Genomic DNA, 22,227 nt, shown 5'->3' on the forward strand with positions numbered 1-22,227 from the left:
CGCGGGAGCAGGCGCAGGCGGCCGCGCGGCTGGCCCTTGGCGCGGGGCGGATGGTGCGGCTGGCGGCGGGGCCGGCGCGTCATCAAACCACGCGGTCGATTCGTCATCCAATGCGGCGGATGGCGACTCTGGAGCACGCGCGGGCGCGCTGACAGCAGCGACCGGCGCGGACGCCTGAGCGGCAGCCGCCGGCACCGGCACATCCGGAGCGGCGCTCACAGCCTCCGGCTGGATAGCAGCGGGTGCGGGTGCAGGTGCAAGCGCGGGCGCGGGCACCACAGGCGCAGCAACCTGCTGCTCCGGCGCCACGACAGCCAGCGCCACCGGCGCGCCATCCATCGCGCCCTCATCCTGCGAGCCCTGTCGCAACTTCCACTGCACACCGACGCCCATCTCCTGCAGGAACAGCGCACTCCGTGCCGACGACTGACTCATACCTTAAACCGCATCACAATCGCGTCCTCGCGTTGCTGGTTGGCCGCCGGGTAATAACCCTTGCGACGGCCGATTTGTTTAAATCCATAACGCTCATAAATCTGCAGCGCCCGCGTATTCGAAGGCCGCACCTCCAGCAACATCGACTCCATGCCCAGCCCGCGCGCGCAGGCCACCGACTGATTCAGCAGAAAACGGCCCAAGCCCTGTCCCTGCTTCTCAGCCGACACCGCCACATTCAGCAAATGCGCCTCATCCACGATCGCCATCAGCAGGAAATACCCCAGCAAATAGCCATCGCGATCACGCAACACCCACGCCTCATACTGCGAGTTGAGCGAATCGACAAAATTCGCCATGCTCCACGGATGCGGATACACGCTCTCCTCCAGCGCCAGCACCTCTTCCAGGTCCGATGCCTGCATTGGCTCATACTGCAGACGCGCCAGATCCCACAGCTGCGCCGTCATGCGCCACCTTCCTTGGTGGCCACCATCTCACGGCGTTCCGCCTGCGTGTAAGCCACCTTATTGCGCAGATACAGCGGCTGCGCCTCCGCCGCCGTCACCGTGCGGCCGGCCGCGAACGCCGTCGCCGCCAGTTGCGCGATCTGCGCCGCATGCGGCATCACCTCGGCAAAACCGCCGGCCGGGAAGGCATCAGCATAGGCCGACAAACCATTGCCACACACCACCGGCGCGCCCTGCGGCCGCACCTCGGACGGCGCCGACAACACCGGCGGCAACACCGCCACCGGCTCACCGTTCTCAAAGCGATACTGCGCCCAGTACACCTCACCCATGCGCGCATCCAGCACCACCAGCACCTCATCGGCGCCATGCTGCTGATGGCAGGCCAGCGCCATCGCATCCAGCGTCACCACCGGCACCGCCGGCAACTTGCCGCCGAACGCCAGCCCTTGCGCCACCCCGCAAGCGGTGCGCACACCGGTAAACGACCCAGGACCGGCGCCATAGGCCACCGCATCGCAATCCTGCAACGCAATGCCGGCCTCGGTCAGCAATTCCTGAATCATGGGCAACACGGCCTGGGAATGGGTACGGACGCCGCTGGAGACGCGGCTGATGACGGCATCGCCCCGCAGCAAAGCGCAGGAGGCGGTTTCGGACGAAGTTTCAATGGCAAGAATGATAGGCATGCCGTATTTTAACCCGGCGCGCAGGCGGGCGCGAAGATGTAGAATACGCGTTTTGGCGCTGAGCGCGCCGCCAGCCCGACCATCATGCACAGCCTGACCCTGAATTCCGAAAACCGCGAAGAAGTGACCGCCGCCCTGGCCGGCGAGCGCTGGATCGTAGCCTGCCTGTGTGCCGCCTGGTGCGGCACCTGCGCCAGCTACCGCGCCACGTTTGAAGAACTGGCGGCGCGCCACCCGGACAAATTCTTCGTCTGGATCGACATCGAAGACCACGCCGACGTGGTGGGCGACCTGGATGTCGAAAACTTCCCCACCCTGCTGATCCAGCACCACGACCTGGTCGCCTTCTTCGGCACCATGCTGCCGGATGCCGGCATCGCCCACCGCCTGGTGCAATCGACCGCCGCCCAGAGCGACGAAGAGCTGCAGGAACTCATCATCAACAACCAGGAGCGCGCCGACTGGCAGCGCCACTGCAACCTGCACACCCTGCTGCGCGACGCTTTGTAACCGGGGTCAATCCTCCCAAAGCTACACGGGCTCTACCGTAGCGGAACGCTACGGTAGAGCCCGTGTAGCTTTGGGAGGATTGACCCCGGTTACAACGTCAGGGGCAGGCTGCGCAGGCGTTTGCCGGTCAGCTTGAAGACGGCGTTGGCGACGGCTGGGGCGATCGGCGGTGTCGCCGGTTCGCCCATGCCTTCGGGATGCGCGGCGCTCGGCAGGATGATGGTGTCGACTTGCGGCGCCTGGTTCAGGCGCACCACCGGGTAGTCGTGGAAGTTGCTCTGCTCGACTTTGCCGCCTTTGATGGTGGCGGCACCAAACAAGGCGGCCGATAAGCCGAAGATGACGCCGGATTCGGCCTGCTGGGCGATGGTGTTGGGGTTGACCGCCAGCCCGCAATCGACCGCGCACACCACGCGGTGCACGCGAATTTCAGTGCCTTCCACCGACACCTCCGCCACCTGCGCCACTATCGTGCCGAACGATTGGTGCAAGGCCACGCCATGCGCCCGCCCCTCGGGCGGCGTGCCGGCTTTGGCCACGGCGGCATCCAGTACCGCGACATGACGCGGATGCTGCCGTAGCAGCTCGCGCCGGAACATCACGCTGTCCTTGCCCGCCGCATGCGCCAGTTCGTCAATGAAGCTCTCTTTGAAGAACGCGTTGTGCGAGTGTCCCACCGAGCGCCAATACCCCAGCGGCACCGCGCTGTCCACGATCACGTGGCGGATGCGCTGGTTGGCGAAGTGGTACTGCATGTCGAATTCGCCCTCGGCGGTGGTCTTGTCCGGCCCTCCCGCCGGCAGGCCGAGGTTACGCTGGAAGAATTGGTGCGAGATCGAGCCGCTGGCCGATTTGTTATCGTAGCCCAGCACATTGCCCGCCGCGTCCAGCGTGGCGCGGAAGCGCGCCAGCGCCGCCGGGCGATACACGTCGTGCGTTGTGTCGTCCTCGCGCGACCAGATCATCTGCACCGGGTAGCCGTCAGCCTGTTTGGCGATCGCCACCGCCTGCGCCACCATGTCCACATCCAGCCGTCGGCCAAAGCCGCCGCCCAGCATGGTCACATGCAGCTCAACGTCACGCGCCGACACGCCACCAACCTTGGCCGCCACATCCACCGCAAAGCCGGGCGACTGCGTCGGCGCCCACACGCGCACCTTGCCGTCCTTGACCTGGGCGGTGCAGTTAACCGGCTCCATCGCCGCATGCGCCAGATAGGGCGCGCGGTATTCGGCCTTCAGCGTGCGCGCCACGCCGGCGGCTTTGCCTTCCACCGCGTCCATGTCGCCGGCTTTGTAGTAGGCGTAGCCGTCTTCCGTATCCAGCTTGGCGGCGAAGTCGGCGTAGATGGCGTCGCTCGACAGGCCAGCCAGCGGACCGTCGTTCCATTGAATCTCCAGCGCTAGCGCGGCCTGCTTGGCCTGCCAGTAGCTTTTGGCGATGACCGCCACGCCAGCACCAGCGCCGGTGCGCTCAGGCAGCGCAGAAGAAAAGTCGACCACTTTCAGCACGCCCGGCATCTTCAGCGCCACATCGCTCTTCACGCTGGCCACCGTACCGCCGATCACCGGCGACATCCGCACCGCCGCATACAGCACACCCGGCGGCCGCGCGTCGATGCCGAAGATGGCGCGCCCGTTCACCTTGGACGGCGTGTCGCGCCGCGCCTGCGGCTTGCCGATCAATTTGAATTCCTGCGGCGACTTGAGACGCACCTCGCCCGGCGCCGCCGTCACCGCCTTTTCGGCCAGCGCGCCATAGGCCAGCTTGCGGCCATCCGCATGCAGCACATAACCATCCTCGGTACGGCAATCGGCTACCTGCGCTTTCCACTCCGCCGCCGCAGCGGCGACCAGCATGGCGCGCGCGGTGGCGCCGGCTTCGCGCATCGGCTCCCACGCGTCCTTGACGCTGGACGAACCGCCGGTGATGATCAGCCCCAGCTCGCGCGCGGCCTTGCCCACCACCCAGCTGACCGCCGTCTTCAGGCGGCCGGTATCGTCCGGATGAAACGGCAGGCCATCCTTCAGCATGGCCACATTGCCGAAGATTTTATCGATCGGCGCCTGCACGATCTGCACCGACGACAGCGGCACATCCAGCTCCTCGGCCACCAGCATCGGCAAGGCGGTGTACACGCCCTGCCCCATTTCGCTGCGCGGCATGGCGACACTGACCGTGCCGTCCTTGGCGATCCCCACCCAGCCATTGAGCGCGACCGCGTCGCCGCTCAGCGGCAGCGGATGACTGCCATTCAAACGCTGGCGCGGCGGCAGCAGCCCCCAGCCCACCACCAGCGCGCCCGTCGCCGCCACGCCGCCGAGGATGAATCGGCGGCGCGATTTGTTTTTCACTGCCTGCATCACAGTCTCCGGTATTTTTTATTTTTGCCAGCGAGCGAGCATATCATCCGACGACAGCGGACGGCTATACAGATAACCCTGCGCCAGGTTACAACCGTGGCGCAGCAGGAAGGCGGCCTGCTCGTCGGTCTCCACGCCTTCCGCGATCACCGACAGGTTCATGCTCTTGCCCAGCTGGATAATCGCAATCGCGATCGCCTCGTCATTGACGTCGGTCGAGATGTCCTTGATGAAGGAGCGGTCAATCTTCAGCGTCTGCACCGGCAACTGCTTCAGGTAGGCCAGCGACGAATAGCCGGTGCCGAAATCGTCAATCGCCAGCGCCACGCCAATCGAGTGCAGGTCGTTGATGAAGACCATGGCGTCGCCGGTATTCATAATCACCGACTCGGTCACCTCCAGCTGCAGACGCTGCGGCTCAAGACCGGTGTCGCTGAGGATGTCGGCCACCATGTTGACGATGGAGCCACGCTCAAACTGTTTGGCCGACAGATTGACCGCGATCTTCGGCACATGCAGGCCGGCCTGCTGCCAGCGCACCATCTGGCGGCAGGCTTCGTGCAGCACCCACTTGCCCAATTGGTTGATGAAGCCCGTGTCCTCGGCCAGTGGAATGAAACGAATCGGCGGAATCAGTCCCAGTTCCGGATGATTCCAGCGCACCAGCGCCTCAACGCCGATCAAGCGGCCGGTATCAATTTCCACCTGCGGCTGATAGTTCAGGAAGATCTCGTCCTTCTCGATCGAGCGGCGCAGGAAGGTCTCCAGGCGCAAGCGCTCGACGCCCTCGCCGGTCATTGACGGCGCATAGAAGCTGAAGCCATTGCGGCCGCGCGCCTTGGCCTGGTACATGGCCACGTCGGCGTTACGGATCAGCATATTCAGATCGGCCGCGTCGTCCGGGAACAGCGAGATGCCGACGCTGCACGTCACAAACAGCTCGTGCCCCGCCACCATGAACGGCTGCTCAAACATCTGCACCAGCTTTTCGGCCACCAGGCTGGCGCCGTACTGGTTGTCGATATTCTCCAGCAGGACGATGAACTCATCGCCACCCAGACGCGCCAGCGTATCGCCCTCGCGCAGGCGGTCCTGCAGCGCCTTGGCCACTTGCTTGAGCAGCTCATCGCCGATGTGGTGACCCAGCGTGTCATTGACGTTCTTGAAGCGATCCAGGTCGATGAACAGCAGCGCCAGTTGTTCGCCATCGCGCGAGGCGCGCTGCAGCGCGTGCTGCAAGCGATCGTTGAACAGCAGGCGATTCGGCAGCGCGGTCAGCGGATCGTGGTGGGCCAGGTGGTCCAGCTTTTCCTGCGACTCCTTGGCCTTGGTGATGTCACTGAACACACCGACGTAATGCGTGGTCTGGCCGCGCGTGTCGCGCACCGCACTGACGGTCAGGAATTCCAGATACAGCTCGCCATTCTTGCGTTGGCACCACAACTCACCGCGCCAGTAGCCGGTGTCCAGCTGCTCTTGCCACATCTGGTCGTAGAAGCTTTGTTCGTGGCGATAGGAGCGCGTCAGCGTGTAGTCCTTGCCCAGCGCGTCTTCCTCGTTGTAGCCGGTGATCAGCGAGAACGCCGGATTGACAGCGACAATCGTGCCCTTCGCGTCCAGCACCACCACGCCATCGGCAATGTGCTCGATCACGGTGGCCGACAGCCGCAACTCTTCTTCCGCCCCTTTGCGCTCGGTGATGTCGGCAAACACCCAGATGCTGCCCTCGTTGGCGCGGTTGTGGTCCAGCGCATAGCCGCTGACCAGGCACCAGAACACGCTGCCGTCCTTGCGGCGGTACTGGCGTTCTTCGCTGAAGTAATCGCCGTGCGACAGCAGCGGGTACTGGCGCGCGCCCGACGATTCGAAGTCGAAGGCGTCCAGGAACATGATGGCGGTGGAGGCACCGGTCATCGCGCTCGGCTCGTAGCCGAACAGCTCCTCGCAGCGGCGGTTGACCGAGACGATGTGACGGTTACGCACGAACATCACGCCGAACATCACGTTGTCCAGAATCGCGCTTTGCTCGGCCAGCAGCGCTTCGATGCGCATCTCATTGTGCTTGCGCTGGCTGATGTCGGAGATGATGCCGTCCACCCAGGGCGAGTTGCTGTCGCCATCGGATGCCTGCGGCTGGCCGTTTTCCTGCACCCAGCGCTCGGCGCCGGAGGCGTCCTGAATGCGGTATTCGATTGCGTAGGGTTGGCCGTCGCGGATCGCCTGGCCGATCACGCGGCGCTGCTTCTTGCGGTCTTCCGGCGCGATCAGATTGCTCCACGCATGGGTGGTGCTGCGCATGAACTGCGACGCCGAGTAGCCGGAAATGTCCTCAATGGCATCCGACACAAAGTCGATCGGTCCGTCGGGACGGAAGCGGAACACCGCGCCCGGCACCTGCGTGACGATAGTGCGGAAGCGTTCCTCGCGCTGGCCGATGTCTTCGAACAGGCGCTTGATCGCGACCCGCATCTGCTCCAGCTGCTGCGCCAGCCGGCCCAGCTCATCGCTGCCGCTCAGTTCCAGCCGGGTTTCAAAGTCGCCATGCGACAGGCGGTCGGAGAAGCGCATCAGCTTGCGCAGCGGCTTGATCAGGCGCGCATTCAGGAACAGCACGATCAGCAGCAGCGACACCGTCAGCTGCGCCGCCAGCACGAACACATAGGACAGCTGCTTCTCGCGCAACTCCTGCTGGCTGCGCGCATCGTCCATTTCGACCATGATCTTGCCGATGCGCTCGCCGCGCACCAGAATCTCGCGTTCGGCACGATAAACGTTACCACTGGCCACGCGCGGCGAACGCACGTGCATGAACTGGGTATCGGCCTGGCCCACCACCTGCACTTGCAGCACCGAGCGGTCGCGCATCACCGATTCGACCAGCGAATGGGCCGATTCGGCATTCATGTTCCACAGCGATTCCTGCATGCCCAGCGCCAGGATGTCCGCGTTGCGCTGCAACGATTCGTTCAGTGCCACGCGCGCCGACTGCTGCTCGTGCACGCCGATCAGCAGATAGCTGCCGATGATGGCCGGAATCACCAGACCGCCGAATACCACCAGCAGCAGCGCCCCGTAGATGGACAGTCCGTAGAGCGCGCTGAGGCGGGCGCGCATTTTCTGATAAATCGTCGTGCTACTCATGCACGGCACTGTCGTTGAAAAGTTGGCATCATCGGTCTGAAATTGTTACTTGATGGAATTATGCACGTAAAAATGTCGAAAAAGTCAGAGGCAAGCAAAAAACCTGCCGCCGCGCTATGATCGCGACTCTTTTCCCACACATAGGAATTCGCCATGACCACTTTTTCGATGTACTCCGCCTCTATTCCTGTGTTTAAACAGATCCTGAACAGTCTGCACGCCATCCTGGAAAAGGCCGAAGTGCATGCGGCCGAGAAGAAGATAGACCCGGCCGCGCTGCTGCAGTTCCGTCTGTTCCCGGACATGCTGCCGTTCACGCGCCAGATCCAGATCGCCTGCGACTTCGCCAAAGGCGCCGCAGCGCGTCTGGGCGGCCAGGAAGTACCGTCGTATGAAGACAAGGAAGCCAGCTTTGCCGACCTGAAAGCACGCATCGTCAAGACCCTAGCCTACATCGACAGCGTACCGCAGGCGCAGATCGAGGGTAGCGAAGGCCGCGCCATCACCACCGGCAGCGGCGAGAAAACCAAGCACTTCGTGGGCCAGACCTATCTGTTCCATTATGCGCTGCCGCACTTCTACTTCCACGCCACCACCGCTTACGACATCCTGCGCCACAACGGCCTGGAAGTCGGCAAGAAAGACTTTATCGGGTCGTATTAATCAGGTATTGCGGCGCGGGTAGCCCTGCGCCAGGATGCGCTGCCAGACCACTTCCTTTTGCTCTGGCGTCATCGATACCCAATGGGCCACTTCGACCACCGTGCGGCCGCAGCCGCGGCACACGTCGTCGAAGGTGGTCGAACACACCGCCACGCACGGTGTGTCCGGACGGACCGGCAAATCGCTCATGGCCGCTCCAGCAGCTTGTCCCAGCCGTCGTGGCCGAGTTTTTCCATGGTCTCGATATTCTTTTCAAAAATATCCGCCGCCTCGGGGAAAGCTTCCACCGCGCGGTCCAGACTGTCCTCGCGCAGCAGGTGCAGCGTTGGATACGGCGAGCGGTTGGTGTAGTTGCCGATATCATTTTGATCAGTATCCGCAAACTGATATTCCGGGTGGAAATTGGCGATCTGCAGGAAGCCATCCAACCCCAGGTCTTCCAGCGCGGCATCGGCCACGTCGAGGAATTCGTTGAAATCGAAGAAGTCGGTCAACACGTTCGGATGGATCAGCAGCGTGGTATCGATCTTTTCCGGATCGGCATCGGCCAGATACTGCAACTCTTCCATCAGCTTTTCCAGCAGCTCTTCCGGCGTTTCCGCCTCGCTGACCACATAGCGGATTTGTTTTTTGACATGCACCGCCTTGGCAAAGGGGCACAAGTTCAGGCCGATCACGGCCTTTTCCAGCCAATGGACGGTCTGGGCGATCACCGCGTCGCGTTCGATGGCGGGGCTACTCATATTGCTATTCCTCAATCACTGCTTAATAAAAACAGGATTGTACGCACTCTTTGCGCCATCTCCTATTTCCGTCAATTTGCAGCGATCTCACCCTTATTTGACGGGAATTATTACATATAAGAATTAGTCATATGGATGACATATTTCTTGACTCGATCGTCCTACCTTCGTACACTCCACGTTTAATTCATAGTCCACGCGATGTTTCTTCTCGCCAACCATGGAAAACTATGCAAGCACGAATTTCTAAATCCGCGGCGATCGCAGCGCTAATGGCGCTGCTGGCGCCAGTGCTGGCCCTGGCCTACGATGAGGCACCGGGCCTGCCGACGGCCACCGCCGCGCTCTCCCCCCTGCCGAAATCCCCCATCCCTGATGTTAATTCCCTGAAACTTATCAAACCGGCCAAAGCGGTCGACGAGGAAGCTTTCCGCGAAAAAGACGTCTGGGGCCGCATCCGCAGTGGTTATGCCATTCCGGATGTGAATAACGATCTGGTGACCAAGCACGTTAACTGGTACGCCACCCGTCCCGACTACATCGCCCGCACCACCGCGCGCGCTTCGCTGTACCTGTTCCACGTCGTCTCCGAGCTGGAAAAGCGCGGCATGCCGACCGAACTGGCGCTGCTGCCCTTTATTGAGTCGGCGTTCAACCCGAACGCCCTGTCCAACGCCAATGCTGCCGGCATCTGGCAGTTCGTGCCTGGCACCGGCCGCGACTTCAATCTGAAGCAAGACGCCTTCAAGGACGAACGCCGTGGCATCCTGGCCTCGACCGACGCCGCCCTGACCTATCTGCAGCGCCTGTACGATATGTTTGGCGACTGGCAACTGGCGCTGGCCGCTTATAACTGGGGCGAAGGCTCGGTGCAGAAAGCCATCAAGCGCAACCAGGCTGCCGGCAAGCCGACCGACTTTGAAAGCCTGGCCGCGCAAATGCCGGCCGAAACCCGCAACTACGTGCCCAAGCTGCAGGCGGTCAAGAATATCGTCGCCAACCCGCAGCAATACGGCCTGAGCCTGCCGGTGATCGACAATTCGCCTTACTTCACCGCCGTCGACAAGACCAGCGATATCGACCTGACCGTGGCGGCCCACCTGGCCGAGCTGTCGGTGGACGAGTTCAAGGCGCTGAATCCGCAGTTCAAGCGTCCGGTCATCACCGGTGGCGAAGACACCAAGATTCTGCTGCCAAAGGAAAATGCGGAGAAATTCCACATCAACCTGGCGCAATGGAGCCAGGAACTGTCGACCTGGTCGACCCACAAGATCACCAGCGCGCGCGAATCGATCCGCTCGCTGGCCTCGCGCTTCCACACCTCGCCGGAAGTCATCCGCCAGGCCAACAATATTCCGCAGAACTCGGTGCTGAAAGCCGGTTCCACCATTCTGGTGCCGAAGATTTCGGCCTCGGCCAATCTCGACATTCCTGAAGACAACGCCACGGTCGCCTACGAGGCCGAGCGCAGCGGCAAGTCGGCCAAAGGCTACAAACTGCCGGCCAAGAATGGCAAGGCGGAAAAAGGCAGCGTCTCGCTGGTGAAGGCACGCGTCGCGCGTGACGACGCCAAAACCCGGAAACATCGCAAAGCCAACTAAACACGCTACGGCCCGCATTACCGGGCCGTCAGCGTGCGATTCAGAGGTTGCGGATGCGGCTTACACGTCCTACAATCTCGGTCTTGCGTGTCGGGCAAGTCTCGTACACTAAAAAAACATAACCCCACTGACGTCGCCAGCCAGCCCAACGGGCAGCACGTGCACGCAGTTGCAATCGGAGTCCCTTATGGCGTTCTTGCAAGGCAAAAAAATCCTCATCACTGGTTTGTTGTCGAACCGTTCCATCGCTTACGGTATCGCCAAAGCTTGCCATCGCGAAGGCGCCGAACTGGCGTTCACCTACGTTGGCGAACGTTTTAAAGACCGTATCACCGAATTCGCCGCCGAATTCGACAGCAAACTGGTGTTCGACTGCGACGTCTCCAGCGACGAGCAAATCACCGCGCTGTTCGCCGACCTGGGCAAAAGCTGGTCGCAGCTGGACGGCCTGGTACACGCGATCGGCTTTGCGCCGCGCGAAGCCATTGCCGGCGAATTCCTGGACGGCCTGACCCGCGAAAACTTCCGCATCGCCCACGATATCTCGGCCTACAGCTTCCCGGCCATGGCCAAGGCCGCGCTGCCGCTGCTGAAAGATGGTTCGTCGGTGCTGACCCTGTCCTACCTGGGTGCGGTGCGCGCCATCCCTTACTACAACACCATGGGCCTGGCCAAAGCCTCGCTGGAAGCGTCGGTACGCTACCTGGCGGAAAACCTGGGCAAGCTGGGCATCCGTTCGAACGGCATTTCGGCTGGCCCGATCAAGACCCTGGCCGCGTCCGGCATCAAGGACTTCGGCAAGCTGCTGGGCTTTGCCTCGTCGCACGCGCCGCTGCGCCGCAACGTCACCATCGAAGAAGTCGGCAACACCGCCGCCTTCCTGCTGTCGGACCTGGCTTCCGGCATCACCGGTGAAATCACCTACGTCGATGGCGGCTTCTCGCACGTCATGGGCCTGAACGCTGAAGACTACCAATAAGTCGTCCATGCCGACACGCCTCAAAAACGCCTCGCCTGTCGGGGCGTTTTTTTTGCTCGCCGCCCTGCTCGCCCCTGCCGCCCATGCTGATGAATGCCTGGAACAGGTCTGGAGCGGCACCATCGGCACCATCCCGGTCACGCTGGATTTCAGCGAGACCGGCGATTCCTGGCATTACCGTGGCCGCTATCACTACCGCGATAATCTGGCCGAACTTTACCTGGCGCCGGATGCGCAAGCCGGCAAGTGGCGCGAGTACGATGCCCAAGGCCGGCAGACCGGTCAACTGGAGCTGCGTTGCGCAGGAGGCAAGACCCTGACCGGGGTATGGCGCACGCCGGCCGGCGACAAGCAGTTGCCGCTGAGCGCGGCGCCTGGCCAAAGTGATGCCGAGCGCCGCATCCGCAACCTGAAGCGGCAGCTCAGTGCGCCGATTGCCATCGGCGCCAACAGCTACCGGAAAGTCACCTCGCCCGGCATCAAGGATTTTTACAGTGTGACGCTGCAGGGCGATGGCGCCGGCATTCAGGCGCTGAACCAGCAGCTACAGGAAATGGTCGCCAGCAATCTGGGCGACATCGTCGAATGCGCCTCGCTGGGCATCATGCGCGATGGTCCAGGGCATCCGTGGAAAAACACCATCACCACCGGCATCATCGCCTGGACTGCGGATATTGTCGTGCTGTCACGCGAGTACACCGGCTATTGCGGCGGCGCGCATGGTTATGGCGAGGCCGGCGGCGAGACCTACGCGGTCGCCACCGGCAAGCCGGAAGACTTGCGCGGCTGGTTCAGCGGCGCCTGGCCGATCGGCAGCTACCATCCCGGCATCCCGCGCCGCACGCTGCAGGAACTGGTCTGGAAGGAATATGAACAGATCAACAGCGAGTGCCAGGCGCAGGTTTCCTTCGACCGCGCATGGCCGACCGCAGAAGGCGTGGTGTTCCATCCCTCCGCCAACGCCTATATCGACCGCCCCTGCGAAGAGGACGTGCTGATCAAGTGGCAGGCGCTGGCGCCGTTCCTGTCGGCGACAGGCACGCAAAGGATGAACGGGCTGCGCGGCCCTAAGTAAGCGCTCAGGGCAGCGTGCCCAGGCTGGCGTAAAGCTTGTCGCAATCGGCCATGGTGGGCGCCTTTTGCTGTGAGATGCCGAGCTTGCCGGTCTGCCAGCTTTGCAGCGTGCGCTTTTCCTCATCCACCAGTGGCCGCATGGCTTGCGCATCCTCGCGGCTGCTGCGCGTGAGCATCAGCGTGTCCGCCCGCTTCAGACCGGCCTCGTTGGCCTGTCGCCAGGACTGCACCGCACTCTGGTATTGAGGCGCATGTTCGGGAAACAATCGGCCGCAAGCGCCGCTGACCGCCGTCAGAAAATCGCGCCGCACACCCAGCTTGACACTGACCTTGTCCGCTTCATTGAAAGTCTGCGCCGACGCCTGCACCGCGCAGCAGCCCAGCATTACCACGAGAAATAACCTCATCTCCGCCTCCGCAAAAAGCTCAATCTTATTTTATTAATAACACCGGCCGCGCACGGTAGCTTATTGTCGATTGGATATCTTTCCACGTGAAAAAAGTTTATACTTACTGAAATTAAAAACAATATCCAGACTAGGTGGCCAGTGAACAGAACCGACTTGATGCCGGAACCGGCGCGCATGCGCAAAGTACTCTTCATCCTCAGCGAGCTGCTGGATGAGGACGTGGAATGGATGGCCAATGCTGGCGATCGCCTGCGCTATCCGGTCGGCGCCGAGATCATTCCGTTCGACAGCCAGCCAGACAACGTCTACTTCGTGCTGGACGGCAGCTTCTCGGTGCTCAGCGCCAGCGGCGAGCTGATCGTCGAACTGGGCAGCGGCGAGATCATCGGTGAAATGTCGCTGGTCGACCCGGCGCGCAGCACCGCCTCGGTGCGCGCCAATCAAGGCGCCTCGGCGCTGCGCCTGTCGCACACCCGGCTGCGCAACAAACTGGCCGCCGACGCCCCGTTCGCCGCCCGCTTCTACCGCGCGCTTGCGGTGTTCATGTCGGCCCGCATGCGCCACACCACACGCCGCTTCGGCTACGGCCAGCTGGACGAACCCGGCATGCCGCACGCCGACGACATCAGCGAAGCGATGCTGGCCAAGGCCCATCAGGCCAGCCTGCGCTTCGAGCGCCTGCTGAAGCGCATGGCCAGCTAGACTATACAACAGAGGCAAACTAGGGCATAATAGCGGTCTAGCATATGCTACTTAGGTCGATAGCGAATCGATAGCGGTAGCTCAGCCAGTAACATAAAGCAAGCTAACGCAAGCCTCAGCGCATCATTCTGATGCCTAATAAAGCCCTCCCGCCTCTGGTGTCGTTGATCTGACACCGTCCCGGCGCAAAGCTTTTGTGCCGAAATTTCTTTCGATTTTGATTGAGTCATTTCGTTTTGGTAGGCGTTGCTATTCCGCGTTCCGCTATGAAGCGTGAGCGCCTGATTTTTACGAAAGAACAGCATGACATTTGAAGCATTAGGTCTCAACACGTCCATTCTCAAAGCCCTGACCGACGCCGGCTACACCAAGCCGACCCCGGTACAGGAGCAGGCAGTGCCAGCCGCGATCGCTGGCAAGGATCTGTTGGTATCCTCGCAAACCGGTTCCGGCAAGACTGCAGCCTTCATGCTGCCGTCGCTGCACCGCCTTGCCGAGCTGGAGCCAAGCGCCGCCGGCAAAACCCCGAATCAAGAAATGCAAGCCGCCCGTGCGCGCGGCGAGCGCCCACGTTTCAAAGCCGCCCAGCCAAAAATGCTGGTGCTGACCCCGACCCGCGAACTGGCGTTGCAGGTCACCACCAACACCGACAAGTACAGCGTCAACCTGCGCCGCATCAAGGCCGTGTCGATCCTGGGCGGCATGCCTTATCCTAAGCAGATGCAACTACTGGCCAAGAATCCGGAAATCCTGGTCGCCACCCCTGGTCGTCTGATCGACCACATGGAATCGGGCAAGATCGACTTCTCGCAACTGGAAATCCTGGTGCTGGACGAAGCCGACCGCATGCTGGACATGGGCTTCATCGACGACATCGAAAAGATCGTCGAAGCGACCCCGTCGAGCCGTCAAACCATGCTGTTCTCGGCCACGCTGGATGGCGTGGTCGGCAACATGGCGCGCCGCATCACCAAAGAGCCACAGATCATCCAGATCATGAGCGCGGCCAACAAGCATGAAAACATCACCCAGCGCGTGCACTTCGTCGACGACCTGTCGCACAAGAACCGCCTGCTGGACCACCTGCTGCGCGACGAAACGCTGGATCAGGCCGTTGTGTTCACCGCCACCAAGCGTGACGCCGACACCATCGCCGACCGTCTGAACATCGCCGGTTTCTCGGCTGCCGCGCTGCACGGCGACATGCACCAGGGCGCGCGTAACCGCACCCTGGACAGCCTGCGCCGCGGCCAGGTCAAGATCCTGATCGCCACCGACGTTGCCGCCCGTGGTATCGACGTGCCGAGCATCACCCACGTGTTCAACTACGACCTGCCGAAGTTCCCTGAGGACTACGTGCACCGTATCGGCCGTACCGGCCGTGCCGGCCGCAATGGCCACGCGATCTCGCTGGTCAACCACGCCGAAGGCATGCACGTGAAACGCATCGAGCGCTTCACCAAGCAGTTGATTCCGGTGAACGTGGTGGAAGGTTACGAGCCGAAGAAATCCAGCGTCGCACCGCGTTCGTCGCGTCCAGGCGGCTGGAAACCAGGTGACAACCGTGGCGGCGCCAAGCCAGGCCAGCGTTCGTTCAGCAAGCCAGGCAGCAGCAGCAACGGCCCGCGCCGTGAAGGCAACGGCGAAAGCCGCAGCTTCGGCGAAAACCGTGGCCACAGCGAAAACCGTGGCAGCGGCGAAGGTTACAAAGGCGGCGGTTACAAAGGTAACACCCCGTACAACAGCGACCGTCCGCGTCGCAGCTACGGCGACCGCTAATTAGCCTAACGGCCACCAGCACAAACTGGTGGCCGTTTTTACTTCAGCACCTGCTGCGCGTCGACGATGTCCACGCCCTGCAGTTGGCCCAGCCAGCCGTCGAACCATGGCTTATGGGCCGTGCCCACGATGGCCAGCACGCGCGCACCGGGACGCTCACGGAAGGTTTCGCGGATGTTGGCGACCATGCGCAGGTTACGGATTTCCCATCCCGCCACCCAGATCTGTGGATAGCCCGGCGCGCGCATGGCGGCGCGGACGTTGGCGTCGGCGCGCACGCGCAGATTGGCGGGATCGTTGAGCTGGCGGTACAGCGGCAACAGATCAGCAGCCTCTGACAGTTTCTTCTGTTGGGCTTCCACTTCTTTCATGGCAGCGCCGCCGGCGGTCCACGCCGCTTGCAGCGCGCGCCCGTAGGCTTGTACGTCGTCCACATCAAGCACATCGCCGGTGTGGTTGTCGACCGGATGCACGCGCTGCAGTCCGAGCCGCGCGGCCAGTCGGGCGGCGATCTGATAGCTCTCATTATTCTCGGTGGCGGCGTTGCGCAGTCCGGTCACCAGCTTGTCGTCCAGACTGTCGCCAGCGCGGCGCTCCGGCTCCGGTAGTTGCAGCCATTGGGCGTATGCGGAGCCGCGCTCACTTGCCGCCAGATACACCGCAATCAGGTGACGCCGCTGTGCGGGCGTTGGCTGCGCGGGCCAGGTCCTGAGGATCTTGTTCAATTCCGTGATGGCGGCCGTCAGATCGAGGCCGGTGGCGGCCTTGGCGGCATCGGTTGGTGCGCAATAATCGCTGCCATACTTGGCCGGCTGCCGCAGCGCCTGATCGCACTCCTCGGCTGACAGATCTTCGACCGTAATGATGTCCGGCTTGAATACCGCCAGGCGGTCCAGCACACCATCCAGCGACGCCGGGTTAAAGCTCTTCGGCATCCCGCTCAGATGCACGGTACCGAGCACCAGCACCTGCGCGCGCGGCCCCGCCATGTCCCGGTCCAGCGCCGACAACTCACCCTGCGCCTGCGCCACCAGCGGCAAGGCCGCCATCACCATCCAAGCCCACTTAACCATACACTCTCCGCATCGTAAAAGATGGGTCAGTGTAAGTCAGAACGAAAAACCCTAGGACAAAATCCATTGCCCGCTGCGACTGATTTCCGCATGCATTGCATCGGGAGCTAAATCAATCTCGCCCGGCCAAGTGACGACACCATCCAGCACCGCTACCCTCTCAAACTGCACCGTATCGCGCAGATGAGCAAACACGCCGCGAAAAGCCGAAGGCAGAAATTTCACCGTCCCCTCCAGCCCATCCTTAAACCGCACCAGAAGCAAATGATCTCCCTGCGGTTTCACCTCAATCACGTCCCAGTCCATATCATCACCTCAATGGAGTAATCGGCTGCGGAACTTGCAGCACCGCGCACAGACGCCAGTTTTGTAAAAGCTCATCTCTATGAAGCTGAGCCCAACGCACCACGGCAGCTAATATTTGGGGTGGCAAATAGCCTGACAGAACAATACGCTTTCGAATATCAATGGTGGCTTCGCAACCAGCATAGCGCACATGAAAGTGCGGAGGAAGGTGATCCCGATAGAACATACGGATCGTAGCTCCGTGTACTCTGCTAATGGTTGGCATATCGTCCCCCCTGATCGATCTGAGCCACGATAACAACGCCGACCGAGACCTGCTTGAGTGGGCTCAAACATGCTTAATAAGTGAGAATCGGTGATATTTTTTGGACCACATCCAAGTACACTGTCTCGTCCTGAGCTTTGAGTGGGTGCGATATGCTGAAGATGGTTGTGGTGGTGTTGCTGTCCTCGATCACGATGTGCGCGGGCGCGGCGCCGGTGACGGTCAGCGAGGAGCTGGCCCAGATGTTTGAAGCGGACCAATCCGACCGCAACGTGGTGCCGGGCGGCCAGCTTGATTGGGAAGCCATCAACAACCGCGACGAACAACGCGAACTGCGCGTCAAGCAATTGATCGCAGCCGGCCAACTCGCCACCGGCGCAGACTACTACCACGCCGCCATGGTGCTGCAACATGCCTTCGAACCCGAGGATGCCCTGCTCGCCCACGACTTGTGCGTGATCGCCATCGGCAAAGGCGAGCAGCGCGCCAAATGGCTGGCCGCTGCCAGCATGGACCGCTTCCTGATGCGCGTCGGCCGCCCGCAGCGCTACGGCACCCAGTTCCAGTCCCGGATGAATCGCCCACCGCATCTGGTCGCAGTCGATCCCAACGTGCCCGATGCCGTGCGCCGCGAACTCAACGTCCCCACGCTGGACGAAGCCAAACAGCGCGAAGCGGAAATGATCAAATCCTTTAACGACACCCACAAAGCCGCCAAATGACAAAGCAATTGACCGCCCTGCTGCTGTGCTGCGGCCTGCTCAACAGCGCCAGCGCCCAAGACGCCCCACCGGCCAGTTGCGCTTACGACCGCGCCCAAATGCTCGCCCTCGACGAAACGCAATTCGATCAAATGCCGTCCGGATGGCGGTCGCTGGAAGCCAAGCCGGAATGCGCCGTGGTCGCAGCCGACCTGCTGCGCGACTACCAGCAAGCCCACCAATCCGAATCCGGTCTGCTGTTCTGGCACGAAGCGCAGCTGCGCGCGGACGCAGGCCAAGACGCCGCCGCCATCGCCCTGATGGAAAAATCCCGCAAGCCCGCAAGCGCCGACACAGGCGACTGGAACCCCTATGTGGATGCCACCATCGCCTTTCTGCGCAAAGACCGCGCGGCACTGGAGCAAGCGCGTGCCAGCCTGCTTGCCTTCCAGCCGCCACCCGGCGCCGACCTGCCGCCCATCGTCAACGGCTACATCGAACTCGATTTCGCCGATGGCCAGAAAAGAAAAATCCGCTGGCCGCCCAACATCGACGTGGTTGACGGCTTGATCGCCTGTTTCGATAAGCCATATACCGAGGCTTACGGCGGGGACTGCCGCGAGCGTGCAGCGCCATGAGCGCTCTGGAGAGCCGTCTGATTGAGCTGGTGCACTCATCGCCCGCGTTGATGGCGTTACTGGAAACCGCGCGCCAGTTGGAACTCGCATCGTGGTGCATCGGCGCCGGCGCGGTCAGGTCGCTGGTGTGGGACGCGCTGCACGTCTACCGCCAACCAACGCACTACGATGACGTCGACGTGGTGTACCACGATGCCGACACCAGCCCCCAGCACGAAGCCGAGATGCTGCAACGTCTGATAGCACTAAAACCATCGGTCCGCTGGGAAGTAACCAATCAGGCACTGGTGCATCACTGGTTCTTGACCCACCAGTCGCAGATCGTGGTCCCGCTGGACTCGCTGGCGGCCGGCATCGCCACCTGGCCCGAATACGCCACTTGCGTCGGCGTCAACCTGCGCGCCGACGACACCATCGGCATCATCGCCCCGCACGGTCTGGACGACCTGTTCGCCATGCGCGTGCGCCACAATCCCGCCCGCGCCAGCGCCGCCACCTACCAGCAACGCGTCCAGTCCAAGCGCTTTGCCGAGCGCTGGCCACAGGTCACCATCATTTAAGGAGAAGCGATGACATTCGACTGGCACGGCGGGCAGCTATCCCGCGACACACAAATCGACGCCGATTACCGGAACACACAAAACGTGCGCCGCTTCCTCACCGCCGAATGCGGCCCGGATTTCAAATTCAGCCGCGAGCTGATGGCCTGGATCCGCAGCGGCAACGCCAGCAACATGGGCGACGTCGCGGACGAATGGCTGCGCCGTCACGCATAGTCACATCGCTGACCTTTTCGTAGTTTTACGCGTTCCCCGCTATACGCCGCCGCGCCGCTCGACCACAATTCATACATGTCAATTTGGAATGAGTATGACCATGTTGGAAACCCGGATCGGTAAATTCATCGTCTTTTGGGCGATTGCCATACCGCTGATGATCGTCTACCTGATGATCCAGGCGGTCAGGGAAGACTCGTCCAAAATCCTGCAGCATGCCGAATTCCTCTCGCCCGACAAGCACTGGTCCGCCATTCTGGAGACCGTCGACAACGGCGCCGGCTTCGGCCAGGGCATGGTGTACTACGAAATCCACCTGCACCGTCCCGGCGAAAAAGTCGCCGACCATGGCGACCAGGACGACTCGTCCGTCTTCTACATCGAAAAAATGGACGACGCCCGCGCGCCGCAGCTGAACTGGACCGATGCCTCCCACCTCAGCATCGCCTACGACACCGCCACCCGCGTCAAGACCCAGCCCGGCAAGCATCTGGCCAAATTCCACAATGTGGTTATCATGTACCAAACTTTGCCAGCCCAGCCGTAATCGATACAATATCCGGCGCGCTGGCACGTCCTCCATGCATGACCGCGCCCACCATGACAACAGAGCAGGACCAGGAGATCACTGCCACCGTGCTGAAGGAACGCTCGCGCCTGTGGAATTTCATCCGCCGCCGCGTGGCCGACCAGACCGACGCCGACGACATCCTGCAAGACGTGTTCTACGAATTCACCCAGGCCTACCGCCTGCCCGAACCGATCGAGCAGGTCAGCGCCTGGCTGTTCCGCGTCGCCCGCAACCGCATCATCGACCGCTTCCGCAAAAAGAAGGAAGTGGCGCTGGAGGACATCGCCCACGAGGATGATGAAGACTGCCGCCTCGACCTGATGCTGCCCTCGCCCGACGCCGGCCCCGAGGCCGCCTACACCCGCGCCATGCTGCTGGAGGAATTGCAGCGCGCGCTGGAAGACCTGCCCGCCAACCAGCGCGAAGTCTTCATCGCCCACGAACTGGACGGCATCAGTTTCAAGGAGATGGCGGCCGACACTGGCATCTCGATCAACACTTTATTGGCCCGCAAGCGCTACGCCGTGCTGTATCTGCGCCAGCGCCTGCAAGCCCTGTACGAAGAATGAAAGGAGTACCTGAAATGCGTCACCATGACATGAGTTACAAAAAATTCAAACTGCTGAAAGGCCTGTGGATACTGGTCATCGCCGCAGCGCTGGGCGGCATCGTCATGCAGTTGTGGAATTGCCTGATCCCCGACATCATCCCCGGCGTGCACGCGGTGACTTATTGGCAAGCCCTCGGATTGCTGCTACTCTGCCGCATCCTGTTTGGCGGCTTCCGCGGCCATCGCGACTGGCATGAACGCCGCGAGCACTGGCAGCGCTGGCAAGCCATGACGCCCGAAGAACGCGGCGCGTTCTTCAAAAACCGCGCCAACTTTTGCCGCCCCGCACCACCCGAGACGAAAGAATAACGAATGAAAAAAACCCCCGCCCCACCATTCAGCGGCTATCAGAAAACCGTGGTGGCCATGCTGGCCTTCCTGCAGTTCGCCGTCATCCTCGATTTCATGCTGATGTCGCCGCTGGGTGCGGTCATCATGCCGGATCTGCACATCGGCCCGGCACAGTTCGGCCTGGTGGTGTCGGCCTACGCCTTCAGCGCCGGCGTGTCCGGCCTGCTGACCGCCGGCTTTGCCGACCGCTACGACCGCAAAAAGCTGCTGCTGTTCTTCTACACCGGCTTCATCCTTGGCACCGTCTGGTGCGGCCTGGCCACCACCTTTGAATCGCTGCTGGCGGCGCGCGTGTTCACCGGCCTGTTCGGCGGCGTGATCGGCTCCATCGTGCTGGCGATTTCCACCGACCTGTTCCCGCCGCAAATGCGCGGCCGCGTCATGGGCCTGATCCAGACCGCGTTTGCCGCCAGCCAGGTGCTGGGCATCCCGGTCGGCATCTACCTGTCCAACCAGTGGAACTGGCATGTGCCCTTCCTCGCCATGGCGGTGTTCGGCCTGATCGGCGGCCTGCTGGTGGCGTGGAAGCTGCAACCGGTCAACGCCCACCTCGGCCTGCCGCAGGAACACAGTCCATTCATGCATCTGTTCCACACCGTGACTGAAAAGCGCTACCTGCTGGCGTTCTGCATCACCGCCCTGCTGACCACCGGCGGCTTCATGCTGATGCCATTCAGCAGCGCCTTCATCGTCAACAACATGGGTATCGACCTGCATCACCTGCCGACCGTGTATCTGGTCACCGGCCTGTGCACCATCTTCATCGGCCCGCTGATCGGCCGCGCCGCCGACGCCATCGGCAAGTTCCGCGTGTTCCTGTTCGGCACCGCGCTGTCGATCGCCATGGTGCTGTTCTACACCCACCTCGGCCACACGCCGCTGTGGATGCTGGTGGTGATTAACTCGGTGATGTTTGTCGGGATCTTCTCCCGCATGATCCCGTTCCAGGCGATCTCGTCGACGGTGCCGGCGCAAAGTCAGCGCGGCTCGTACAACGCCATCAGCGCCTCGATCCAGCAGATGGCCGGCGGCGTGGCCTCGGTGGCGGCCGGCCACATCGTCAGCCAGGGTGCCGATGGCCGACTGCTGCATTTCGATACCGTCGGCTACGTGGTGGTCGCCACCTCGCTGGTTGCCACCACGCTGCTGTGGCGCCTGCAACGCGACCTGCCCGCCGCCACGCCGCGCCCCCAAGCGGCCGCCTGATCCCGCCTCCCTCCCGCTAAGAAACGCGCCTCCCCGAGCGGGAGGCGCGGCACACTCCCTGTCGTAGCAAAATGTTTCGATATGTTAAGTAAAGCCAATTTTATTGCCACACGGCAATTTCACGCTTATAATCGTTTCAGTTAAGTCGTATTTGTCTATTAACCTTATCAA

25 protein-coding genes and 1 pseudogene are annotated in these 22,227 nt (G+C 62.0%); 15 read left to right on the forward strand and 11 right to left on the reverse strand.

Annotated features, from left to right (window positions below):
• From GJ699_RS35345 to tsaB, 3 genes and pseudogenes are all read right to left on the reverse strand, one after another.
• Positions 1 to 219, reverse strand: a pseudogene (locus GJ699_RS35345) (DUF4440 domain-containing protein); the annotation flags it as partial.
• 212 nt (positions 220 to 431) lie between these two features.
• Positions 432 to 905, reverse strand: a complete 474-nt coding sequence (rimI, locus tag GJ699_RS22510) for a ribosomal protein S18-alanine N-acetyltransferase (protein ID WP_154380518.1) — start codon at positions 903 to 905, stop codon at positions 432 to 434.
• Positions 902 to 1,594 carry a tRNA (adenosine(37)-N6)-threonylcarbamoyltransferase complex dimerization subunit type 1 TsaB gene (tsaB, locus tag GJ699_RS22515; RefSeq protein WP_154380520.1) on the reverse strand — a complete coding sequence of 231 codons (693 nt, stop codon included), beginning with the start codon at positions 1,592 to 1,594 and terminating at the stop codon, positions 902 to 904. The genes rimI and tsaB overlap by 4 nt, the downstream gene beginning before the upstream one ends.
• Before the next feature lie 84 nt (positions 1,595 to 1,678).
• Here tsaB and GJ699_RS22520 point away from each other — a divergent pair, with 84 nt between their 5' ends.
• Positions 1,679 to 2,104, forward strand: a complete 426-nt coding sequence (locus tag GJ699_RS22520; protein ID WP_154380522.1) for a thioredoxin family protein — start codon at positions 1,679 to 1,681, stop codon at positions 2,102 to 2,104.
• Positions 2,105 to 2,193: 89 nt separating this feature from the next.
• Here the strand turns inward: GJ699_RS22520 and GJ699_RS22525 are convergent, their stop codons facing one another.
• Positions 2,194 to 4,467: a xanthine dehydrogenase family protein molybdopterin-binding subunit gene (locus GJ699_RS22525; RefSeq protein ID WP_154380537.1), complete on the reverse strand. Its 2,274-nt coding sequence runs from the start codon at positions 4,465 to 4,467 to the stop codon at positions 2,194 to 2,196.
• 18 nt (positions 4,468 to 4,485) lie between these two features.
• On the reverse strand, positions 4,486 to 7,608 hold the full coding sequence (locus tag GJ699_RS22530; protein ID WP_154380539.1) for a bifunctional diguanylate cyclase/phosphodiesterase: 3,123 nt from the start codon (positions 7,606 to 7,608) through the stop codon (positions 4,486 to 4,488).
• A gap of 153 nt (positions 7,609 to 7,761) precedes the next feature.
• Between GJ699_RS22530 and GJ699_RS22535 the strand changes: the two genes are divergently transcribed.
• Positions 7,762 to 8,271 carry a DUF1993 domain-containing protein gene (locus GJ699_RS22535; protein ID WP_154380541.1) on the forward strand — a complete coding sequence of 170 codons (510 nt, stop codon included), beginning with the start codon at positions 7,762 to 7,764 and terminating at the stop codon, positions 8,269 to 8,271.
• Here the strand turns inward: GJ699_RS22535 and GJ699_RS22540 are convergent, their stop codons facing one another.
• A complete protein-coding gene (locus tag GJ699_RS22540; protein WP_154380543.1) occupies positions 8,272 to 8,460 on the reverse strand; it encodes a DUF1289 domain-containing protein in 189 nt (62 codons plus the stop codon).
• The gene (locus tag GJ699_RS22545; protein ID WP_154380545.1) at positions 8,457 to 9,014 is read right to left on the reverse strand and encodes a DUF1415 domain-containing protein; all 558 of its coding nucleotides are present in this window, start codon (positions 9,012 to 9,014) and stop codon (positions 8,457 to 8,459) included. The genes GJ699_RS22540 and GJ699_RS22545 overlap by 4 nt, the downstream gene beginning before the upstream one ends.
• A gap of 230 nt (positions 9,015 to 9,244) precedes the next feature.
• Between GJ699_RS22545 and GJ699_RS22550 the strand changes: the two genes are divergently transcribed.
• The 3 genes from GJ699_RS22550 to GJ699_RS22560 all read left to right on the forward strand — a co-directional run bounded on the left by GJ699_RS22550 (position 9,245) and on the right by GJ699_RS22560 (position 12,669).
• Entirely contained in the window at positions 9,245 to 10,615 is a 1,371-nt protein-coding gene (locus tag GJ699_RS22550) for a transglycosylase SLT domain-containing protein (protein ID WP_229262243.1), read from the forward strand.
• A gap of 187 nt (positions 10,616 to 10,802) precedes the next feature.
• Complete coding sequence (gene fabI, locus GJ699_RS22555; protein ID WP_154380547.1) at positions 10,803 to 11,594, forward strand: enoyl-ACP reductase FabI; 792 nt, start codon at positions 10,803 to 10,805, stop codon at positions 11,592 to 11,594.
• Positions 11,595 to 11,646: 52 nt separating this feature from the next.
• On the forward strand, positions 11,647 to 12,669 hold the full coding sequence (locus tag GJ699_RS22560; protein ID WP_154380549.1) for a hypothetical protein: 1,023 nt from the start codon (positions 11,647 to 11,649) through the stop codon (positions 12,667 to 12,669).
• Between the two features lie 4 nt (positions 12,670 to 12,673).
• Here the strand turns inward: GJ699_RS22560 and GJ699_RS22565 are convergent, their stop codons facing one another.
• Positions 12,674 to 13,075, reverse strand: a complete 402-nt coding sequence (locus GJ699_RS22565) for a hypothetical protein (protein WP_154380552.1) — start codon at positions 13,073 to 13,075, stop codon at positions 12,674 to 12,676.
• Positions 13,076 to 13,252: 177 nt separating this feature from the next.
• Here GJ699_RS22565 and GJ699_RS22570 point away from each other — a divergent pair, with 177 nt between their 5' ends.
• Positions 13,253 to 13,780 (forward strand): cyclic nucleotide-binding domain-containing protein, encoded by a 528-nt coding sequence (locus GJ699_RS22570; RefSeq protein ID WP_195763625.1) that lies wholly within the window; start codon positions 13,253 to 13,255, stop codon positions 13,778 to 13,780.
• Between the two features lie 303 nt (positions 13,781 to 14,083).
• Positions 14,084 to 15,559 (forward strand): DEAD/DEAH box helicase, encoded by a 1,476-nt coding sequence (locus tag GJ699_RS22575; RefSeq protein WP_154380556.1) that lies wholly within the window; start codon positions 14,084 to 14,086, stop codon positions 15,557 to 15,559.
• A 38-nt stretch (positions 15,560 to 15,597) separates the two neighbouring features.
• Here the strand turns inward: GJ699_RS22575 and GJ699_RS22580 are convergent, their stop codons facing one another.
• From GJ699_RS22580 to GJ699_RS22590, 3 genes are read right to left on the reverse strand one after another with little or no spacing between them, the layout of a single operon-like run.
• Positions 15,598 to 16,632 (reverse strand): DUF5694 domain-containing protein, encoded by a 1,035-nt coding sequence (locus GJ699_RS22580; protein WP_154380558.1) that lies wholly within the window; start codon positions 16,630 to 16,632, stop codon positions 15,598 to 15,600.
• A gap of 51 nt (positions 16,633 to 16,683) precedes the next feature.
• The gene (locus GJ699_RS22585) at positions 16,684 to 16,938 is read right to left on the reverse strand and encodes a DUF2442 domain-containing protein (RefSeq protein WP_154380560.1); all 255 of its coding nucleotides are present in this window, start codon (positions 16,936 to 16,938) and stop codon (positions 16,684 to 16,686) included.
• 4 nt (positions 16,939 to 16,942) lie between these two features.
• Positions 16,943 to 17,203 carry a DUF4160 domain-containing protein gene (locus tag GJ699_RS22590; RefSeq protein ID WP_154380562.1) on the reverse strand — a complete coding sequence of 87 codons (261 nt, stop codon included), beginning with the start codon at positions 17,201 to 17,203 and terminating at the stop codon, positions 16,943 to 16,945.
• Between the two features lie 152 nt (positions 17,204 to 17,355).
• On the opposite strand from GJ699_RS22590, the gene GJ699_RS22595 reads away from it, so the two are divergent.
• The 8 genes from GJ699_RS22595 (at position 17,356) to GJ699_RS22630 (ending at position 22,056) form a co-directional block, all read left to right on the forward strand.
• The gene (locus GJ699_RS22595) at positions 17,356 to 17,925 is read left to right on the forward strand and encodes a hypothetical protein (protein WP_154380564.1); all 570 of its coding nucleotides are present in this window, start codon (positions 17,356 to 17,358) and stop codon (positions 17,923 to 17,925) included.
• Entirely contained in the window at positions 17,922 to 18,542 is a 621-nt protein-coding gene (locus GJ699_RS22600; protein ID WP_154380566.1) for a hypothetical protein, read from the forward strand. The genes GJ699_RS22595 and GJ699_RS22600 overlap by 4 nt, the downstream gene beginning before the upstream one ends.
• A complete protein-coding gene (locus GJ699_RS22605; protein ID WP_229262245.1) occupies positions 18,539 to 19,102 on the forward strand; it encodes a nucleotidyltransferase family protein in 564 nt (187 codons plus the stop codon). Before GJ699_RS22600 ends, GJ699_RS22605 begins: the two co-directional genes overlap by 4 nt.
• A 9-nt stretch (positions 19,103 to 19,111) precedes the next feature.
• Complete coding sequence (locus GJ699_RS22610) at positions 19,112 to 19,318, forward strand: DUF6434 domain-containing protein (RefSeq protein ID WP_154380568.1); 207 nt, start codon at positions 19,112 to 19,114, stop codon at positions 19,316 to 19,318.
• A gap of 94 nt (positions 19,319 to 19,412) precedes the next feature.
• Positions 19,413 to 19,865: a hypothetical protein gene (locus GJ699_RS22615; protein WP_154380570.1), complete on the forward strand. Its 453-nt coding sequence runs from the start codon at positions 19,413 to 19,415 to the stop codon at positions 19,863 to 19,865.
• Positions 19,866 to 19,903: 38 nt separating this feature from the next.
• Positions 19,904 to 20,458 carry an RNA polymerase sigma factor gene (locus tag GJ699_RS22620; protein WP_154380572.1) on the forward strand — a complete coding sequence of 185 codons (555 nt, stop codon included), beginning with the start codon at positions 19,904 to 19,906 and terminating at the stop codon, positions 20,456 to 20,458.
• A gap of 14 nt (positions 20,459 to 20,472) precedes the next feature.
• Complete coding sequence (locus tag GJ699_RS22625) at positions 20,473 to 20,808, forward strand: hypothetical protein (protein ID WP_371867637.1); 336 nt, start codon at positions 20,473 to 20,475, stop codon at positions 20,806 to 20,808.
• Between the two features lie 3 nt (positions 20,809 to 20,811).
• The gene (locus tag GJ699_RS22630; protein ID WP_154380574.1) at positions 20,812 to 22,056 is read left to right on the forward strand and encodes an MFS transporter; all 1,245 of its coding nucleotides are present in this window, start codon (positions 20,812 to 20,814) and stop codon (positions 22,054 to 22,056) included.
• The last annotated feature ends 171 nt before the right edge of the window (positions 22,057 to 22,227 follow it).

The organism is Duganella guangzhouensis, from assembly GCF_009674535.1.
Lineage (GTDB): Bacteria > Pseudomonadota > Gammaproteobacteria > Burkholderiales > Burkholderiaceae_D > Rugamonas > Rugamonas guangzhouensis.

Coding starts and splice junctions, on each gene's coding strand:
- rimI (WP_154380518.1), bottom strand. CDS start 905: ATGACGGCGCAGCTGTGGGATCTGGCGCGTCTGCAGTATGAGCCAATG.
- tsaB (WP_154380520.1), bottom strand. CDS start 1,594: ATGCCTATCATTCTTGCCATTGAAACTTCGTCCGAAACCGCCTCCTGC.
- GJ699_RS22520 (WP_154380522.1), top strand. CDS start 1,679: ATGCACAGCCTGACCCTGAATTCCGAAAACCGCGAAGAAGTGACCGCC.
- GJ699_RS22525 (WP_154380537.1), bottom strand. CDS start 4,467: ATGCAGGCAGTGAAAAACAAATCGCGCCGCCGATTCATCCTCGGCGGC.
- GJ699_RS22530 (WP_154380539.1), bottom strand. CDS start 7,608: ATGAGTAGCACGACGATTTATCAGAAAATGCGCGCCCGCCTCAGCGCG.
- GJ699_RS22535 (WP_154380541.1), top strand. CDS start 7,762: ATGACCACTTTTTCGATGTACTCCGCCTCTATTCCTGTGTTTAAACAG.
- GJ699_RS22540 (WP_154380543.1), bottom strand. CDS start 8,460: ATGAGCGATTTGCCGGTCCGTCCGGACACACCGTGCGTGGCGGTGTGT.
- GJ699_RS22545 (WP_154380545.1), bottom strand. CDS start 9,014: ATGAGTAGCCCCGCCATCGAACGCGACGCGGTGATCGCCCAGACCGTC.
- GJ699_RS22550 (WP_229262243.1), top strand. CDS start 9,245: ATGCAAGCACGAATTTCTAAATCCGCGGCGATCGCAGCGCTAATGGCG.
- fabI (WP_154380547.1), top strand. CDS start 10,803: ATGGCGTTCTTGCAAGGCAAAAAAATCCTCATCACTGGTTTGTTGTCG.
- GJ699_RS22565 (WP_154380552.1), bottom strand. CDS start 13,075: ATGAGGTTATTTCTCGTGGTAATGCTGGGCTGCTGCGCGGTGCAGGCG.
- GJ699_RS22570 (WP_195763625.1), top strand. CDS start 13,253: ATGCGCAAAGTACTCTTCATCCTCAGCGAGCTGCTGGATGAGGACGTG.
- GJ699_RS22575 (WP_154380556.1), top strand. CDS start 14,084: ATGACATTTGAAGCATTAGGTCTCAACACGTCCATTCTCAAAGCCCTG.
- GJ699_RS22580 (WP_154380558.1), bottom strand. CDS start 16,632: ATGGTTAAGTGGGCTTGGATGGTGATGGCGGCCTTGCCGCTGGTGGCG.
- GJ699_RS22585 (WP_154380560.1), bottom strand. CDS start 16,938: ATGGACTGGGACGTGATTGAGGTGAAACCGCAGGGAGATCATTTGCTT.
- GJ699_RS22590 (WP_154380562.1), bottom strand. CDS start 17,203: ATGCCAACCATTAGCAGAGTACACGGAGCTACGATCCGTATGTTCTAT.
- GJ699_RS22595 (WP_154380564.1), top strand. CDS start 17,356: ATGCTGAAGATGGTTGTGGTGGTGTTGCTGTCCTCGATCACGATGTGC.
- GJ699_RS22600 (WP_154380566.1), top strand. CDS start 17,922: ATGACAAAGCAATTGACCGCCCTGCTGCTGTGCTGCGGCCTGCTCAAC.
- GJ699_RS22605 (WP_229262245.1), top strand. CDS start 18,539: ATGAGCGCTCTGGAGAGCCGTCTGATTGAGCTGGTGCACTCATCGCCC.
- GJ699_RS22610 (WP_154380568.1), top strand. CDS start 19,112: ATGACATTCGACTGGCACGGCGGGCAGCTATCCCGCGACACACAAATC.
- GJ699_RS22615 (WP_154380570.1), top strand. CDS start 19,413: ATGACCATGTTGGAAACCCGGATCGGTAAATTCATCGTCTTTTGGGCG.
- GJ699_RS22620 (WP_154380572.1), top strand. CDS start 19,904: ATGACCGCGCCCACCATGACAACAGAGCAGGACCAGGAGATCACTGCC.
- GJ699_RS22625 (WP_371867637.1), top strand. CDS start 20,473: ATGCGTCACCATGACATGAGTTACAAAAAATTCAAACTGCTGAAAGGC.
- GJ699_RS22630 (WP_154380574.1), top strand. CDS start 20,812: ATGAAAAAAACCCCCGCCCCACCATTCAGCGGCTATCAGAAAACCGTG.